The organism is Paraburkholderia tuberum STM678 (genome assembly GCF_902833905.1).
GTDB lineage: Bacteria > Pseudomonadota > Gammaproteobacteria > Burkholderiales > Burkholderiaceae > Paraburkholderia > Paraburkholderia tuberum.
Genome location: NZ_CADFGP010000017.1, coordinates 94,351 through 110,912 on the forward strand (window position 1 = coordinate 94,351; position 16,562 = coordinate 110,912).

The window sequence follows — 16,562 nt, forward strand, 5'->3', positions numbered from 1 at the left end:
TCAGGCAGCTGTGGTAGCGAAGTGTCTCAATGCAAATTCGGCACAACTTCGCACACTTTCAGCGCGGCTCTTTTCGGGAAACTTTCACGGCGTTCGAACTCAGAATTAGCGTATTAGGAGTGCTCTCATGGCACGCGTATGCCAAGTAACTGGGAAAGCGCCGATGAGCGGCAACAACGTTTCCCACGCGAACAACAAGACCAAGCGCCGGTTCCTGCCGAACCTGCAAAACCGCCGTATCTGGGTGGAAAGCGAAAACCGTTGGGTGCGTCTGCGCGTTTCGAACGCCGGCCTGCGCCTGATCGACAAGAACGGTATCGACGCTGTGCTCGCAGATTTGCGCGCACGCGGTGAAGCCTAAGGAGTAAATCATGGCGAAAGGCGCACGCGACAAGATCAAGCTGGAATCGACCGCAGGCACGGGTCACTTCTACACGACCACGAAGAACAAACGCAACATGCCGGAAAAGATGCTGATCAAGAAATTTGATCCGGTCATCCGCAAGCACGTTGACTACAAGGAAACCAAGATCAAGTAATCTTGGCTCTCCAGCCTGACGAAGGCAAAAACATGAAAAGCCTCGCATTCGTGCGAGGCTTTTTTGTTTTTGCGCGGACCTCGCGATAGCTCCGCAAGGCGCACGCGAATCGCCCTATTCCGTTTGGCCAGCTTTCGCCAGGGCGATGCGGCGCGTATCCTTTGTCGTTTTCGCGGCGTGCGGTTCGCGCGCCGTCATCGCAAAACGAAAGACGGAGATGTAGGCAATGGAATTCGATGTGGCGATTGTCGGTAGCGGTCTGGCTGGTTTGAGCGTCGCGCTCAATCTCGCGCAGACACGGCGCGTTGCTGTGATCGCCAAGCGATCGCTGACCGAAGGCGCGAGCGACTGGGCGCAAGGCGGCATCGCCGCGGTGCTCGATTCGGCGGACAGCGTCGAGAATCACGTGCGCGATACGCTGACCGCAGGCGGCGGCCTGTGCGACGAGGCGGCGACACGCTTTATCGTCGAGCATGGGCGCGCCGCGATCGAATGGCTGATCGGACAGGGCGTGCCGTTCACGAAAGACGAGGCCGCCGAACTGGGCTTTCATTTGACGCGCGAAGGCGGCCATAGCCATCGCCGGATCATTCACGCGGCCGACGCGACCGGCCATGCGGTCGTCGCCACGCTCAGCGAGCAGGTGCGCCAGCATCCGAACATCACGCTGTTCGAAGACCATCACGCAATCGACCTGATCACGTCCGAACGCCTCGGCCTGCCCGGCCGCCGCTGCCATGGTCTGTATGCGCTCGATCTGCAAAGCGGCCGCACCGTTACGATCGAAGCGCCGCATACGGTGCTCGCGACCGGCGGCGCCGGCAAGGTCTACCTGTACACGACCAACCCCGACACCGCGACCGGCGACGGCATCGCGATGGCATGGCGCGCCGGCTGCCGCGTGTCGAACATGGAATTCATCCAGTTCCACCCGACGTGCCTGTTTCACCCGTACGCGAAGTCGTTCCTGATTTCGGAAGCAGTGCGCGGCGAAGGCGGCATTCTGAAACTGCCGGATGGCACGCGCTTCATGCCCAATCACGACGAGCGCGCGGAGCTTGCGCCGCGCGACATCGTCGCGCGGGCGATCGACTTCGAGATCAAGAAACGCGGCATTGATTGCGTGTACCTCGACATCAGCCACCAGCCGGCCGCGTTCCTGCACGAGCATTTCCCGACGATCCTGGCGCGCTGCCTCGAGTTCGGCATCGACATCACGAAGGAGCCGATTCCAGTGGTACCGGCCGCGCATTACACGTGCGGCGGCGTCGTCACCGATCTGGCGGGCCGCACCGATCTCGCGGGTCTCTACGCAGTCGGCGAAACGTCCTGCACCGGCCTGCACGGCGCGAACCGACTTGCCAGCAATTCGCTGCTCGAATGCCTCGTGACCGGCCGCTCCGCCGCCAAGGCGATCGAAGCAGAAGGCTTCGCTGCCGCCGTTCACGCGCCGCTGCCGGCCTGGGACGAAAGCCGCGTGTCCGATCCGGACGAGGAGGTCGTGGTCGCGCACAACTGGGACGAACTGCGCCGGCTGATGTGGAACTACGTCGGTATCGTGCGCACCGACAAGCGACTCGAGCGCGCGAAGCATCGGCTCGCGTTGCTGCGCGACGAGATCCACGAGTACTACGCGAACTTCAAGGTGAGCCGCGATCTGCTGGAACTGCGCAATCTGGTCGATGTGGCGTCGCTGATCGTGGACAGCGCGCGCTCGCGGCGCGAAAGCCGCGGCCTGCATTTCAGCCGCGACTGGCCGTCCACATTACCCAAGGCGCTACCGACGGTGCTCACGCCGGAGTATGTACGCAGGCCGAATACCTGACAGCCTTGGGCCGAAATACACGCTGAAACGACGCCACAAACGACAAGGCCATTGCCGGTAAGCTCTGGCAATGGCCTTGTTAAGTCGTCACGAGCGTCGACTGTCGCGCTAGAACGCGCGGCGCTCAAACGATCCGCATCGAGTAGTCGGTCGCGCGCACGTCTTTGGTCAGTGCGCCAATCGACACGCGATCCACGCCAGTCTCCGCGATCGTGCCCACGGTCTCGAAATTCACGCCGCCGGACACTTCGAGCACCGCGCGCCCGGCCGTGATGCGAACCGCGTCGCGCATCATGTCAAACGAGAAGTTGTCGAGCAGGATCGACTGCGCGCCATGCGCGAGCGCGGTTTCCAGTTGTTCGAGCGTTTCGACTTCGATCTGGATCGGCACGCCCGCATTCAACGCGAGCGCCGCGTCCATCGCCGCGCCCACGCCGCCGGCCGCGGCGATATGGTTTTCCTTGATCAGAATGCCGTCGTACAGCGCGAGCCGCTGGTTCGCACCGCCGCCGATGCGCACCGCGTACTTCTGCGCGAGCCGTAAGCCCGGGAGCGTCTTGCGCGTATCGAGAACGCGCGCGTGCGTGTGAGCAATCGCGTCGACATAGCGGCGCGTCGCGCTCGCCACGCCCGACAGCAGCTGCAGGAAATTCATCGCGTTGCGCTCGGCGGTCAGCAGCGCGCGCACCGGCCCGCGAAGATCGCAGACCGTCGTGTCGGCGCTCATGCGGTCGCCCTCGCGGTAACGCCATTGAACTACGATGCGAGGATCGACCGCGCGCATCACCGCGTCGAACCACGGCACGCCGCACAGTACCGCTTCCTCGCGCACGATGATGCGCGCGTCGCGAACGTCATCGGCAGGCACGAGGCGGCCGGTCTGATCGCCGGTGCCGATATCTTCGGCGAGTGCATCGGCGACATTGCGTGCGAGCGCCGCGTCGAACGCCACGCCATATTGCGCGTGAATCGCCGCGAAAAGCGGCGACACTGCGTCGGCCCCTTCGCGCGCCACTACCTGCTCAGGCGCCTTCTCCACCACCTTCATTACGCTGCCCCCACATTCGAATACAGTTGCGCGTCGCGCGCGAGATCGCCGCTCGCCTGCACGCGCTTCTTGTGACGCGCCGCGAAATCGAGCATGCGATCGATCGGCAGACGCGCACGCTCGCCGATCCCACGCTCGACGAAGATTTCGTTGTGGCCGCGCTCGAGCACATCGGCCAGATTGGCGAGTCCGTTCATCGCCATCCACGGGCAATGCGCGCAGCTCTTGCAGGTCGCGCTGTTGCCGGCCGTCGGCGCGGCAATCAGCGTCTTGCCGGGCGCGGCGAGTTGCATCTTGTGCAGGATGCCGAGGTCGGTCGCGACGATGAAGTGCGTCGCGTCGAGCTTCTGCGCGGCGTCGATCAACTGCGTGGTCGAGCCGACCACGTCCGCCTGGGCGATCACGTTGGCCGGCGACTCCGGATGCACGAGCACCTTCGCGTGCGGATAATCGGCGCGCAGCAGATCGAGTTCGATGCCCTTGAATTCGTCGTGCACGAGGCACGAGCCCTGCCACATCAGCATGTCCGCGCCGGTCTTGCCCTGGATGTAGCTGCCGAGATGACGGTCCGGCGCCCAGATGATCTTCTCGCCGCGCGCATGCAGATCGGCGACGATCTCCAACCCGATCGACGACGTTACCATCCAGTCCGCGCGCGCCTTCACGGCCGCGCTCGTGTTCGCGTACACGACCACCGTGCGGTCCGGGTGTGCGTCGCAGAACGCCGAGAACTCGTCGACCGGACAACCGAGGTCGAGCGAACAGGTCGCATCCAGATCCGGCATCAGAATGCGCTTGTCTGGACTGAGGATTTTTGCGGTCTCGCCCATGAAGCGCACGCCCGCGACCACCAGCGTCTGCGCCTCGTGATCGCGGCCGAAGCGCGCCATTTCCAGCGAATCGGCCACGCAACCGCCGGTTTCGTCGGCGAGTTCCTGCAATTCGGCGTCGACATAATAGTGCGCGACCAGCACCGCTTTCTCGCGCTTGAGTAATTCGCGAATGCGCGCCTTCAGCGCCCGCTTTTCTTCCGCCGACGGCGTCTCGGGCACCTTCGCCCACGCCTGCCCGATCCCGCAGGTCGTGCCCTGCGCCTGTGGCCGATCGTATTCGACGGTCTTGATCGCCCGCTGCTCCATCATGTCCTCTGCCCTCACCTGGCCGCCGCGGCTTGCCGCTCGCGCTACACATGCGATGCTTTTCCACGGCCCAAAAACGCAAAACCCCGCCAACGCGGGGTTTTGTGACGTTCTGAAATTTTAATGGATTTCAGGCATAGCGACGCAGTCGCATCGCGAAGTCTTGCAGCGCCTTGATACCGCTCTGCTCTGCGCGATGGCACCAGTCCTGCAATTGCACCAGCAATTGCTCGCGCGACGCGTTGGAGCGCTCCCACATCGCCGCCAGTTCGTTGCGCATGTCGATGTAGGTCTTCAGCTTCTGGCTGTTCGCGAAAATCTGCGGCAGCTGGAGCTTCTGCGGCTCGTTCAGGCCCGCCTCTTCCTTGTGGAACCAGCTGCGCGCACCACGCATCACCTGATACTTTTCGCGCGCGCCGACTTCCTTCAGATGCGCGAGCTCCTGGCGGTATGCGCGCTTGATCGCTTTCGCGTAACGCGCCATCACTTCGTAGCGGTTCGCGAGCACGGCCTGCAGCGTGTCCTGATCGAGCACGAGCTTGCCGGTGGTCAGGCGCGGCGTCGGTGCGACCTTCTTCACTTTGGCCAGACGAAACGCCTGCATGATGCGGATGTACATCCAGCCAATGTCGAACTCGTACCACTTGTTCGACAGCTTCGCCGACGTCGCATACGTGTGGTGATTGTTATGCAGCTCTTCGCCACCGATGATGATGCCCCACGGGAAAATGTTGGTGCTCGCATCCGACGAATTGAAGTTGCGATAGCCCCAGAAGTGCGCGAGGCCGTTGACCACGCCCGCGGCCCAGAAAGGGATCCACACCATCTGCACGGCCCAGATGGTCAGGCCGACGACGCCGAACAGCGCGACGTTGATCACCATCATGAGGCTCACGCCGAGAATCGGGTACTTCGTGTAGACGTTGCGCTCCATCCAGTCGTTCGGCGTACCGTGACTGAACTTGCGCATCGTTTCTTCGTTTTTCGCTTCGGTGCGATAGAGCTCGGCGCCTTCGAGCAGCACCTTCCAGATGCCGCGCGTCTGCGGGCTGTGCGGATCCTCTTCGGTCTCGCATTTCGCGTGGTGCTTGCGGTGAATCGCGGCCCACTGGCCGGTCAGCATGCCGGTGGTCATCCACAACCAGAAGCGGAAAAAATGACTGGCGATCGGGTGCAGATCCAGCGCGCGATGCGCCTGGCAGCGATGCAGATAGACGGTCACGCCGATAATCGTGATGTGCGTCACGATCAGCGTGTACACGACGAGTTGCCACCACGAGAAACGCAGCAGCCCGTGGGCAAGGAAATCGAGCAAAGAATTCAACAAGGTAAGTTACCTGCAGAACGAGAGATACGAAGCACACGCGGCGCGCGTGTCATGAAAGTGAAAGCATACAGCGGGATAGGACGATATTCTACTTGAAGGGTTCCAAGTGTTTGTAACAAATAGGGATTTTTTGTGCGCTATCAAGTCGATAGCGATTGCCTGGGCACTGGCGCATGCCTTGGCGCGGCGCGAAACGGGGCTTAACGGCCGTCGTTGGCGGCACGGTCGGCGGGCCTGAGCGCCGGATCGGGGTGGTGTCGGAATCCGGATCGGTCATCGCCACCGGGTGCGGCATTGCGCCGCTTGCCTGACCGACGATGCGCACCTCGCGTTGCGGGAGCGCAATAGTGATGCCGTGCTCGGAAAAGAGACGCCAGATATTGCAGTTGACGGTCGAGAGCACGCCACGCGTGCCGCTCGCCGCGTCTTCGATCCGGAAACCCAACTCGAGATTGATGCCGTCCCGGCCAAAGCCGACCAGAAATGGCGTCGGCGCCGGTTCGCGCAGCACCCGCGGCACGTCGGCGGCGGCCTGGGCGAGGAGCGTCATATGCGCATTACCGACGCCAAAGCTCACGCTGTCCATCCACGCGATCACGGCGTTCTGAATGCCCAACAGCGTGAGTACCATGCCGATCCACACGACCACCGACACGATCTTCTCGACGAGAAACAGCCACCGATGCTCGCCACCTTCGCGGTTGAACACCCGCCGAAGAAGAACACGATGTAGATCAGCCCAATGCCGGCGAGCGGCACCAGCGCCAGATCGAGCAGCGCGGTGTCCATGAACTGGCCGGCGATCGCCCGCGCGAGCCACACCAGTGCCGCGCCGATCAGCGGAAAAGCCGCCCGGTCGAGGCTTTCCATGCCGAAACGCAGGCTCTCGTCGCGCGTCGATTGCGGCCGCTTGATGCGGCGGCGCAGCGTCCGCGCGAGCAGCCACGCGACGAGAAGCGTCGCAAGCAGGATCGCGACCTGCCACAGCATCACGCGCTGACCGAAGTCGCGGGCGATGTCGCCGAACATGTGGGTAAAGTCGTATGCATGGATGTCGCCGGAATGGCCGGCGCGCGCGGATTCATCCGCCAATCCGCGCGCCGGCCTGCAGCCGGTTGCCTAGCTCTGGCGCTCGAGCACGGCGGCGAAAAAGCCGTCGGTCGCGTGGCGGTGCGGCCACAGCGACAGGTAGTCGCCCATCTCCAGCTCGATACGCTGCTCGGCAAGGACGTCGCGCGCCGGCACCAGCGCGAAATCAGGGTGATCGGCGAGGAACTGCTGCACGACCGCCTCGTTTTCGGCTTCGAGAATCGAGCACGTAGCATAGACGAGCCGGCCGCCCTTCTTCACGAGACGCGCCGCGCTCGTGAGAATCGACGCCTGCTTCGGCGCCAGCTCGGCGACCGACTCCGGCGACTGGCGCCACTTCAGATCCGGGTTGCGGCGCAGCGTGCCGAGGCCGCTGCACGGTGCATCGACGAGCACGCGGTCGATCTTGCCAGCCAGACGCTTGATCTTCGCGTCGTGTTCGCTGTCGATCAGCACCGGGTTCACGTTCGACAGGCCGCTGCGCGCGAGACGCGGCTTCAGCTTCGCGAGACGCCGCTCGGAGATATCGAACGCGTAGAGCCGGCCGGTCGAGCGCATTGCCGCGCCGAGCGCCAGCGTCTTGCCGCCCGCGCCCGCACAGAAATCGACGATCATCTCGCCGCGCCGAGGTGCGACCAGCGAGCACAGCAGCTGGCTGCCCTCGTCCTGCACTTCGAGCCAGCCCTGCTGGAACGCGTCGAGCTTGGTGAGCGCCGGCTTGCCGACCACGCGCACCCCGAGCGGCGCGAACGGCGTCGCGCCCGCCTCGATGCCCGCCTTCGACAGCGCACCCAGCACGTCGTCGCGGCTCGCCTTGATCGGGTTCGCGCGCAGATCGAGCGGCGCCGGGTAGTTCAGCGCGGCGGCCAGCTGCGCGAGCTCGGCGGCCTCGAAGCGCGAGCTGAGCGCCTGGCTGATCCAGTCGGGCAGGTTCAGGCGAATCCGCAGCGGCAGGCTTTCCGGGTCGATCTTCGCCACGTGTTCGAGCCACGTCGCCTCGGCCTCGGTGACGAACGGCTTGAGCGCCGAGCGTCCGGCCGTCTGCATCAGGCCCAGCAGCGCCATGCGGCGCGCGGGGCTGCCAGTGCCGCTTTCGGCCAGATGCGCGAACTCCATCCGGCGGCGCAGCACGGCGAACACCGCCTCGGCGATCACGCCGCGCTCGGCGTGCCCGAGCTTCGGATGCGCGCGGAAGAAGCGGCTCGTGGCGGCGTCGGCGGGGCCGTTCAGCCGCAGCACTTCGGCCAGCAGCGTTTCAGTTTGTCCAATCAGGAAACCATGCAATCTCATGCGCCCTCTCCGGCGGTGTGACCGGCAAAGAGCCATTGCGGCTCCGACGGCGTAAGCGTGACGCGCGAGCCGTCCAGAGCGAGACGCCCTTCGACGAACCAGCGCACCGCGCGTGGATAAATGATGTGCTCGGTGGCGAGCACGCGTGCGGCGAGCGTCTGTGCGGTATCGCCCGCCTCGACAGGCACCGCCGACTGCAAGACGATCGGCCCGTGATCCAGCTTTGATGTGACAAAATGCACCGACGCGCCGTGGAACCGCACGCCGGCGTCGAGCGCCTGCTGATGGGTCTTCAGACCAGGAAAGCTCGGCAGCAATGACGGGTGCACGTTCAGCATGCGCGCCGCGTAGTGGTCGACGAAGCGCTCGGTCAGCACGCGCATGAAGCCCGCGAGCACGACGAGGTCCGGCGCGATGGCGTCGATCTGCTCGGCGAGTGCCGCGTCGAAGCTGTCGCGATCCGGAAACTGGCGGTGGTCGACCACCGCCGTGGCGATGCCATGCGACGCCGCGAACGCGAGCCCCGCGGCATCGGGACGGTTAGCAATCACGGCGGCGACCCGCGCCGGCCAGCCCTCGCTCGCGCAGGCGCGCACGATGGCTTCCATGTTGCTACCCCGCCCGGAAATCAGGATGACGAGTTTTTTCATGCGCGGATTTTATCATTCGGCAATCGCCGGACCGCGACCGCGCAGCCGTCTGTTGCGCCAAGCGTTTATAATCGATTGTTTTGTGGCACCCCGCCCGCGCCCCTATTGCAATCGCAGCAACGCCTGCAACCCACTATCGTGATAGTCTTCCGCGGCCTTCCCAATGCCGAGAGCCGCGCGCCGTGCGCGCTGACCATCGGCAACTTCGACGGTGTCCACCGCGGCCACCAGGCTCTGCTCGCCCACGTGCGCGCGGCCGCGAACGCGCGTGGCCTGCCCGTCTGCGTGATGACCTTCGAGCCGCACCCGCGCGAGTTCTTCAACCCGGCCGGCGCGCCGCCGCGCATCGCGATGCTGCGTGACAAGCTCGAGGCGCTGCGCACCAACGGGGTCGACCGGGTCGTCGTCGAGCACTTCAATCACACGTTCGCGAGCCAGTCGCCAGATGCGTTCGTCGAGCGGATCATCGTCAACGGCTTGCACGCGCGCTGGATCATGATCGGCGACGACTTCCGCTACGGCGCGAAGCGCGCCGGCGATTTCGCGTCGCTGCGCACGGCCGGCAAGCAGTACGGTTTCGAAGTCGAACAGATGGCGACGGTCGCCGATCCGTCGGGCGCGCGCATCTCGAGCTCGGGCGTGCGCGCGGCGCTGGTCGCGGGCGACCTCGACTCGGCGCGCGCAGCGCTCGGCCGCGACTATCTGATCAGCGGCCACGTCACCCATGGCATGAAGCTCGGCCGCGATCTCGGCTTTCCGACGCTCAATCTGCCGATCGCGCACAAGCGTCCGGCACTGGCCGGCATCTTCGTCGTACAGGTGCACGGCATCGCCGAGCAACCGCTGCCCGGCGTCGCGAGCCTCGGCCTGCGCCCCACCGTCGACGATTCCGGCCGTGTGCTGCTCGAAGTGCACCTGCTCGATTGGCACGGCGACGCGTATGGCAAACTCGTGCGCGTCGAATTTCTGAAGAAGCTGCGCGACGAGGAGAAGTTCGTCGATCTCGAAACGCTGACCGCCGCGATCGCGCGCGACGTCGCCAATGCCCGCGCATGGTTCGCTGCGGTCGGCGCCGGCACGCCGGGCAGCCGTTCCACCGGTTTCGCCACCTCGGCCACCGACCGAATTAGATAACCACCGCGGTTCGGGCCGGTGCGCCGCGCCGCACGAACCGTCGCCGCGCGCATCGAAGGGCGTCCGTGCTTCACGCGGAGCCGCCTGCCGGGCGCGTCCCACGCTCCTCGCGCAGCGCGCAATCCGCGCGCCGCTACGCATAGAAACGAATTCACCGCCACCCACATCATGAGCAACAAGAAAGCTGATTCGAAACCGCAGTCCCGCTACCCGGTCAACCTGCTCGACACACCGTTCCCGATGCGCGGCGACCTGCCCAAGCGCGAGCCGCAGTGGGTCAAGGACTGGCAGGAACGCAAGGTGTACGACAAGATCCGCGCCGCCTCCAGGGGCCGCACGAAGTTCATCCTGCACGACGGCCCGCCGTATGCGAACGGCGACATCCACCTCGGTCACGCGGTGAACAAAATCCTGAAGGACATGATCGTCAAGGCGCGCAATCTGGCGGGCTTCGACGCGGTCTACGTGCCGGGCTGGGACTGTCACGGCATGCCGATCGAAATCCAGATCGAAAAGCAGTTCGGCAAGTCGCTGCCGGCGGCCGAAGTGATGCAGAAGGCGCGCGCCTACGCGACCGAGCAGATCGAGAAGCAGAAGGCGGGCTTCCGCCGTCTGGGCGTGCTCGGCGACTGGGACAATCCGTACAAGACGATGAACTTCGCGAATGAAGCCGGCGAAATCCGCGCGCTCGCGAAGATCATGGAAAAGGGCTACGTATTCCGCGGCCTGAAGCCGGTCAACTGGTGTTTCGACTGCGGCTCGGCCCTCGCCGAAGCGGAAGTCGAGTACAAGGACAAGACCGATCCGACCATCGACGTGCTGTTCAGCTTCGCCGAACCAGAGAAGACCGCGCAGGCGTTCGGACTCGCCGCGCTGCCGCGCAACGAAGGCGGCATCGTGATCTGGACCACCACGCCGTGGACCATCCCCGCCAACCAGGCGCTGAACCTGCATCCGGAACTCGTCTACGCGCTCGTCGACACGCCGCGCGGCCTGCTGATCCTCGCTGAGGAACGCGTCGAGGCGTGCCTGAAGCTGTACGGCCTCGAAGGCACGGTCGTCGCGACGACGCCGGGCGAAAAGCTCGTGAACCTGCGCTTCAACCACCCGCTCGCGTCCGCGCATCCGGGCTACAAGCGCACCGCGCCGATCTACCTCGGCGACTACGTGACGACCGAAACCGGCACCGGCATCGTGCACTCGTCGCCGGCGTACGGCGTGGAAGACTTCGTGTCGTGCAAGGCGCACGGCATGGCCGACTCGGACATCATCAACCCGGTGATGGGCGACGGCTGCTACATCGAATCGCTCGCGCTGTTCGGCGGCCTGTCGATCTGGGCTGCCAATCCGCAGATCGTCGAGGCGCTGCAAGGCGCCGGCTCGCTGCTGCGCACCGAGAAGTACACGCACAGCTACATGCACTGCTGGCGCCACAAGACGCCGATCATCTACCGCGCCACTTCGCAGTGGTTCGCCGGCATGGACGTGAAGCCGAACGACGGCGACAGGACGCTGCGCGAGACCGCACTCGAAGGCATCGAGAACACGGCGTTCTATCCGTCGTGGGGCAAGCAGCGCCTCTTCAGCATGATCGAGAACCGCCCGGACTGGACGCTGTCGCGGCAGCGCCAGTGGGGCGTGCCGATGGCGTTCTTCGTGCACAAGGAAACCGGCGAGCTGCATCCGCGCACGCTGGAGTTGCTCGAACAGGTCGCGCAGCGCATCGAGAAGGAAGGCATCGAGGCATGGCAGACGGTCGATCCGCGAGAGCTGATCGGCGAGGACGCCAACCTGTACGAAAAGAACCGCGACACGCTCGACGTGTGGTTCGATTCAGGCACCACGCACTGGCACGTGCTGCGCGGCTCGCACAAGGACGAGCTGCAGTTTCCGGCCGACCTGTACCTCGAAGGCTCGGACCAGCATCGCGGCTGGTTCCATTCGTCGCTGTTGACCGCGTCGATGCTCGACGGCCGCCCGCCCTACAACGCGCTGCTCACGCACGGCTTCACCGTCGACGGCGAAGGCCGCAAGATGAGCAAGTCGCTCGGCAACGGCATCGATCCGCATGAAGTCGCAAACCGCCTCGGCGCGGAAATCATCCGCCTGTGGATCGCGTCGACCGACTACTCGGGCGAGCTCGCGATCTCCGAGGAAATCCTGAAGCGCGTGACGGAAGGCTATCGCCGCATCCGCAATACGCTGCGCTTCCTGCTCGCGAACCTGTCGGACTTCGACTTCGCGCAGCACGCGCGTCCGGTCGAAGACTGGCTCGAAATCGACCGTTACGCGGTGACGCTGTCGGCGAATCTGCAGAACGACATCCTCGCGCACTACGAGAAGTACGAGTTCCACCCGGTCGTCGCCAAGTTGCAGACGTTCTGCTCGGAAGACCTGGGCGGCTTCTACCTCGACGTGCTGAAGGACCGCCTCTACACGAGCGCGGCGGATTCGGTCGCCCGCCGCTCGGCGCAGACCGCGCTCTACCACATCGCGCACGGGCTGCTGCGCGTGATGGCGCCGTTCCTGTCGTTCACCGCGGAAGAAGCGTGGAAGGTGTTCCAGCCCAATAGCGAAACGATCTTCACCGAGACGTACCACGCGTACCCGGCCGTGCCGGACGCGGGCGCGCTGCTCGACAAGTGGACGCTGCTGCGCGCGGTGCGCGGCGACGTGACCAAGGCGCTCGAAGAGGCGCGGGTCGCGGACCTGATCGGCTCGTCGCTGCAGGCGGAAGTCGAAATCCGCGCGAGCGGCGCGCGTTACGACGCACTCGCGAGCCTCGGCGACGACCTGAAGTTCGTGCTGATCACGTCGGCGGCGAACGTCGTCAAGGTCGACAGCGAAGCCGATGAAGGCGTCGAAGTGATCGCGTCGAAGTACCTGAAGTGCGAGCGCTGCTGGCACTATCGCGCGGACGTCGGCGCGAACGCCGAGCATCCGTCGCTGTGCGGCCGCTGCTTCAGCAACCTGTTCGGCAGTGGCGAATCGAGGAGCGCGGCATAATGGCGAGAACCATGTCGAAAACGCGCACCGGAAGCAGTTCGCTCGCACCCTGGCTCGGCATCGCGCTGATCGTCATCCTGTTCGACCAGCTGACGAAAATCGCCGTGCGCAAGGTGTTCGCCTACGGTGTGCCGCACGAGGTCACGCCGTTCTTCAACCTGATTCTCGTGTTCAACCGCGGCGCCGCGTTCAGCTTCCTCGCGATGGCGGGCGGCTGGCAGCGCTGGGCATTCACCGCGCTCGGCGTGGTCGCGGCGCTCGTGATCTGCTATCTGCTCAAGCGGCATAGCGGGCAGAAAATGTTCTGCACGGCGCTCGCGCTGATTCTCGGCGGCGCGCTCGGCAATGTGATCGACCGGCTCGCGTACGGCCACGTGATCGACTTCCTCGATTTCCACGTGGGCGGCTGGCACTGGCCGGCGTTCAATCTCGCCGACAGCGCGATCACGATCGGCGCGATCCTGCTCGTGATCGACGAGCTGCGGCGGGTACGCGGCACACGCTAACGTCGCCGACGTGAGGCACGGTCGCGGCTGCGCGAGCCGTGCCTCAGGTCCGGTTTGAAGCGCGCGGCGACGACGGGCAACGCCCTCGCGCCGCCGCGCGATCACGCTTTGTCGGAGGCTTTTGTTGGCAACCGCAGAACTCGCAGGCAAACACCTCGTCCTCGGCATGACGGGCGGCATCGCCTGCTACAAGATCGCCGAACTCACGCGTCTGCTGACCAAGGCAGGCGCGACCGTGCAGGTCGTCATGACCGAAGCGGCCACCCAGTTCATCACCCCCGTCACGATGCAGGCGCTGTCGGGGCGGCCGGTCTTCACGAGCCAGTGGGACGGTCGCGTGCCGAACAACATGGCGCACATCGATCTATCGCGCGAAGCCGACGCGATCGTGATCGCGCCGGCGTCGACCGACTTCCTCGCCAAGCTCGCGCACGGCATGGCCGACGATCTGCTGTCGACGCTGTGCATCGCACGCGACTGCCCGCTGCTCGTCGTGCCGGCGATGAACCGGCAGATGTGGCAGAACCCGGCCACGCAACGCAACGTCGCGCAACTGCGCGCGGACGGCGTCGAGGTGCTCGGCCCCGATTCGGGCCCGCAGGCCTGCGGCGAAATCGGCGATGGGCGCATGCTCGAAGCGGCCGCGACCTACGAGGCGGTCGCGTCGTTCTTCGCGCCGAAAATCCTGTCCGGCCGGCGCGTGCTGCTGACCGCCGGGCCGACCTTCGAACCGCTCGACCCGGTGCGCGGCATCACCAATCGTTCGAGCGGCAAGATGGGCTTCGCGCTCGCGCGCGCCGCGCAGCAGGCCGGCGCCGACGTGCATCTGGTGGCCGGTCCGGTCGCGCTGGACACGCCGTGGGGCGTCTTGCGCGAGGACGTGCAGACCGCGCAGCAGATGCACGACGCGGTGATGCGCGCGGTCGCGGAGGCGGACATTTTCATCGGCGTCGCGGCGGTGGCCGACTGGCGCGTCGACCACGTCAGCGGTCAGAAGATCAAGAAGACCGCCGAGCACGCGCTGCCGAGCTTTTCATTCGTCGAGAATCCAGACATCCTCGCCGCGGTCGCCGGGCTGCCGAAGCCGCCGTTCGCGGTCGGCTTCGCCGCCGAAAGCGACAACCTCGAAGTCCACGGCGAGGAAAAGCGCGCGCGCAAGAACGTGCCGCTGCTGATCGGCAATCTGGGGCCGCAAACGTTCGGGCTCGACGACAACGAAGTGATTCTGTTCGAAGCAGGCCGCGCGACGAAGCTGCCACGCGCCGACAAGCAGACGCTGGCGCGCGCGCTGATCGCGGAAATCGCGAAGCGAGTGCCGCCCGGCATCAGTCCGGTTGGCTGAACGAGCGAGCGGCAGTGGGCCCGTGTGGCCCTGCCATCTTTGCCCGGTTAGCCGACCGGAATCACCTGGAGCACTACTGCCATGACGCTACTCTCCGTGCTCGATCAAACACCGGTGATCGCCGGCCATTCGGTGGCGGACGCGATCGCCGCGACCGTCGAACTCGCGCAACTCGCCGACGACCTCGGCTACACGCGCTACTGGTGCGCCGAGCACCACGGCCTGCGCGGCGTGTCGAATCCCTGCCCTGAAGTGATGCTGGCGCGCCTCGGCAGCGTGACCAAACGCATTCGCATCGGCTCGGGCGGCATCATGCTGCCGTACTACAGCCCGTTCAAGGTCGCCGAGCAGTTCATGATGCTCGAGGCGCTGTTTCCGAATCGCGTCGATCTCGGCGTCGGACGCGCGCCGGGCGGCGACATGCGCACCGCGCAGGCGGTCGCCGCCGGCGCTTACAATCGCGGCGAGCATTTTCCGCAGCAGGTTGCCGAGCTGCTCGGCCTCATGCACGGCGCGCTGCCCGACGATCATCTCGCGCAGGGCGTGCTGCTGCAGCCGCAGATCGATACGCGCCCGCAGCTGTGGATGCTAGGCTCGAGCGACTTCGGCGGTTTGCTCGCGGCGCAGCTCGGCATCCGCTTTTCGTTCGCGCATTTCATCAACGCGCATTTCGGCAAACAGGTCGCGCTGGCGTATCGCGAGCGCTTCCAGCCTGGCAAAGACGCGTCGCGGCCGTATCTGGCGGCCGCGGTCTTCGTGATCTGCGCGGATACCGAGCAGGAAGCCGCGGACCTCGAAAAAGCCGTCGATCTGCGTCGCGTGCAGATGGCGTATGGTCTGAACGAACCGATACCCTCGATCGAGCAAGGCATCGCGCAGGAATATGGCGAGCGCGAACAGCTCGTGATCGACCGCGAAAAGCCGCGCAGCATCATCGGCACGCCTGAGCGCGTGACCGAACGGCTCACGGATTTACAGCAGCAGTTCCAGGCCGACGAGCTGATGGTGCTGACCGTCGCCGGCAGCTATCGTGCGCGCTTGCGCTCCTACGAACTGCTCGCCGACGCATTTCAGCTCGGCTCGAACCAGGCGGCTTGATCGCAAAGGCGTTGCCAGTCAGCCGCGTGCCCCTTCACCAATCTCACCCCCAACTATCGAACCTGAATGAAACTCGACCTGAAGATTCTCGATCAGCGCATGCGCGAACAGCTCCCCGCTTACGCGACGACCGGTAGCGCCGGCCTCGATCTGCGCGCCTGCCTCGACGAACCGCTGACGCTGAAACCCGGCGAAACCGCGCTGGTGCCGACCGGACTCGCGATCCACGTCGGCGACCCCGGTTATGCGGCGTTGATTCTGCCGCGCTCGGGTCTCGGCCATAAGCATGGGATCGTGCTCGGCAATCTGGTCGGCCTGATCGATTCCGATTACCAGGGCCAACTGATGATCTCGACGTGGAATCGCGGCGAGACGACATTCGTGCTGAATCCGATGGAACGCCTCGCTCAACTGGTGATCGTACCCGTCGTGCAGGCCGGGTTCAATATCGTCGATGACTTCGAGGAAAGCGTGCGCGGCGCGGGCGGGTTTGGTAGCACCGGCAAGCATTGATCGAATGCTGCGACGCGGCGGCTGGCGCCTTCAGCGAGCGCCGTGAGAAAAAACCA

14 protein-coding genes and 1 pseudogene are annotated in these 16,562 nt (G+C 65.1%); 9 read left to right on the forward strand and 6 right to left on the reverse strand.

What is annotated here, in order from left to right:
* Positions 1 to 127 precede the first annotated feature (127 nt).
* The 3 genes from rpmB (at position 128) to nadB (ending at position 2,364) form a co-directional block, all read left to right on the forward strand.
* Positions 128 to 361: a 50S ribosomal protein L28 gene (gene rpmB / locus HWY30_RS17025; RefSeq protein ID WP_007180631.1), complete on the forward strand. Its 234-nt coding sequence runs from the start codon at positions 128 to 130 to the stop codon at positions 359 to 361.
* A gap of 10 nt (positions 362 to 371) precedes the next feature.
* A complete protein-coding gene (rpmG, locus tag HWY30_RS17030) occupies positions 372 to 539 on the forward strand; it encodes a 50S ribosomal protein L33 (RefSeq protein WP_008919555.1) in 168 nt (55 codons plus the stop codon).
* 226 nt (positions 540 to 765) lie between these two features.
* Complete coding sequence (nadB, locus tag HWY30_RS17035; protein WP_090801563.1) at positions 766 to 2,364, forward strand: L-aspartate oxidase; 1,599 nt, start codon at positions 766 to 768, stop codon at positions 2,362 to 2,364.
* A gap of 124 nt (positions 2,365 to 2,488) precedes the next feature.
* Here the strand turns inward: nadB and nadC are convergent, their stop codons facing one another.
* The 6 genes and pseudogenes from nadC to purN all read right to left on the reverse strand — a co-directional run bounded on the left by nadC (position 2,489) and on the right by purN (position 8,907).
* The gene (gene nadC / locus HWY30_RS17040; RefSeq protein WP_090801565.1) at positions 2,489 to 3,412 is read right to left on the reverse strand and encodes a carboxylating nicotinate-nucleotide diphosphorylase; all 924 of its coding nucleotides are present in this window, start codon (positions 3,410 to 3,412) and stop codon (positions 2,489 to 2,491) included.
* Positions 3,412 to 4,551, reverse strand: a complete 1,140-nt coding sequence (gene nadA / locus HWY30_RS17045; RefSeq protein ID WP_176078907.1) for a quinolinate synthase NadA — start codon at positions 4,549 to 4,551, stop codon at positions 3,412 to 3,414. Before nadA ends, nadC begins: the two co-directional genes overlap by 1 nt.
* A gap of 130 nt (positions 4,552 to 4,681) precedes the next feature.
* Positions 4,682 to 5,878 (reverse strand): DesA family fatty acid desaturase, encoded by a 1,197-nt coding sequence (locus HWY30_RS17050; RefSeq protein ID WP_090801568.1) that lies wholly within the window; start codon positions 5,876 to 5,878, stop codon positions 4,682 to 4,684.
* A gap of 289 nt (positions 5,879 to 6,167) precedes the next feature.
* Positions 6,168 to 6,907, reverse strand: a pseudogene (locus HWY30_RS17055) (hypothetical protein); the annotation flags it as partial.
* A gap of 90 nt (positions 6,908 to 6,997) precedes the next feature.
* A complete protein-coding gene (locus HWY30_RS17060; protein WP_090801569.1) occupies positions 6,998 to 8,257 on the reverse strand; it encodes an RsmB/NOP family class I SAM-dependent RNA methyltransferase in 1,260 nt (419 codons plus the stop codon).
* Entirely contained in the window at positions 8,254 to 8,907 is a 654-nt protein-coding gene (purN, locus tag HWY30_RS17065) for a phosphoribosylglycinamide formyltransferase (protein WP_090801571.1), read from the reverse strand. The genes HWY30_RS17060 and purN overlap by 4 nt, the downstream gene beginning before the upstream one ends.
* Positions 8,908 to 9,045: 138 nt before the next feature.
* On the opposite strand from purN, the gene HWY30_RS17070 reads away from it, so the two are divergent.
* The 6 genes from HWY30_RS17070 (at position 9,046) to dut (ending at position 16,506) form a co-directional block, all read left to right on the forward strand.
* Complete coding sequence (locus HWY30_RS17070) at positions 9,046 to 10,041, forward strand: bifunctional riboflavin kinase/FAD synthetase (RefSeq protein ID WP_090805436.1); 996 nt, start codon at positions 9,046 to 9,048, stop codon at positions 10,039 to 10,041.
* A gap of 168 nt (positions 10,042 to 10,209) precedes the next feature.
* Positions 10,210 to 13,047: an isoleucine--tRNA ligase gene (ileS, locus tag HWY30_RS17075; RefSeq protein WP_090805438.1), complete on the forward strand. Its 2,838-nt coding sequence runs from the start codon at positions 10,210 to 10,212 to the stop codon at positions 13,045 to 13,047.
* Complete coding sequence (lspA, locus tag HWY30_RS17080) at positions 13,047 to 13,553, forward strand: signal peptidase II (RefSeq protein WP_090801573.1); 507 nt, start codon at positions 13,047 to 13,049, stop codon at positions 13,551 to 13,553. The genes ileS and lspA overlap by 1 nt, the downstream gene beginning before the upstream one ends.
* 124 nt (positions 13,554 to 13,677) lie before the next feature.
* A complete protein-coding gene (gene coaBC / locus HWY30_RS17085) occupies positions 13,678 to 14,895 on the forward strand; it encodes a bifunctional phosphopantothenoylcysteine decarboxylase/phosphopantothenate--cysteine ligase CoaBC (protein ID WP_090801574.1) in 1,218 nt (405 codons plus the stop codon).
* 81 nt (positions 14,896 to 14,976) lie between these two features.
* A complete protein-coding gene (locus tag HWY30_RS17090) occupies positions 14,977 to 15,993 on the forward strand; it encodes an LLM class flavin-dependent oxidoreductase (protein WP_090801576.1) in 1,017 nt (338 codons plus the stop codon).
* A gap of 66 nt (positions 15,994 to 16,059) precedes the next feature.
* Complete coding sequence (gene dut, locus HWY30_RS17095; protein ID WP_018421593.1) at positions 16,060 to 16,506, forward strand: dUTP diphosphatase; 447 nt, start codon at positions 16,060 to 16,062, stop codon at positions 16,504 to 16,506.
* The last annotated feature ends 56 nt before the right edge of the window (positions 16,507 to 16,562 follow it).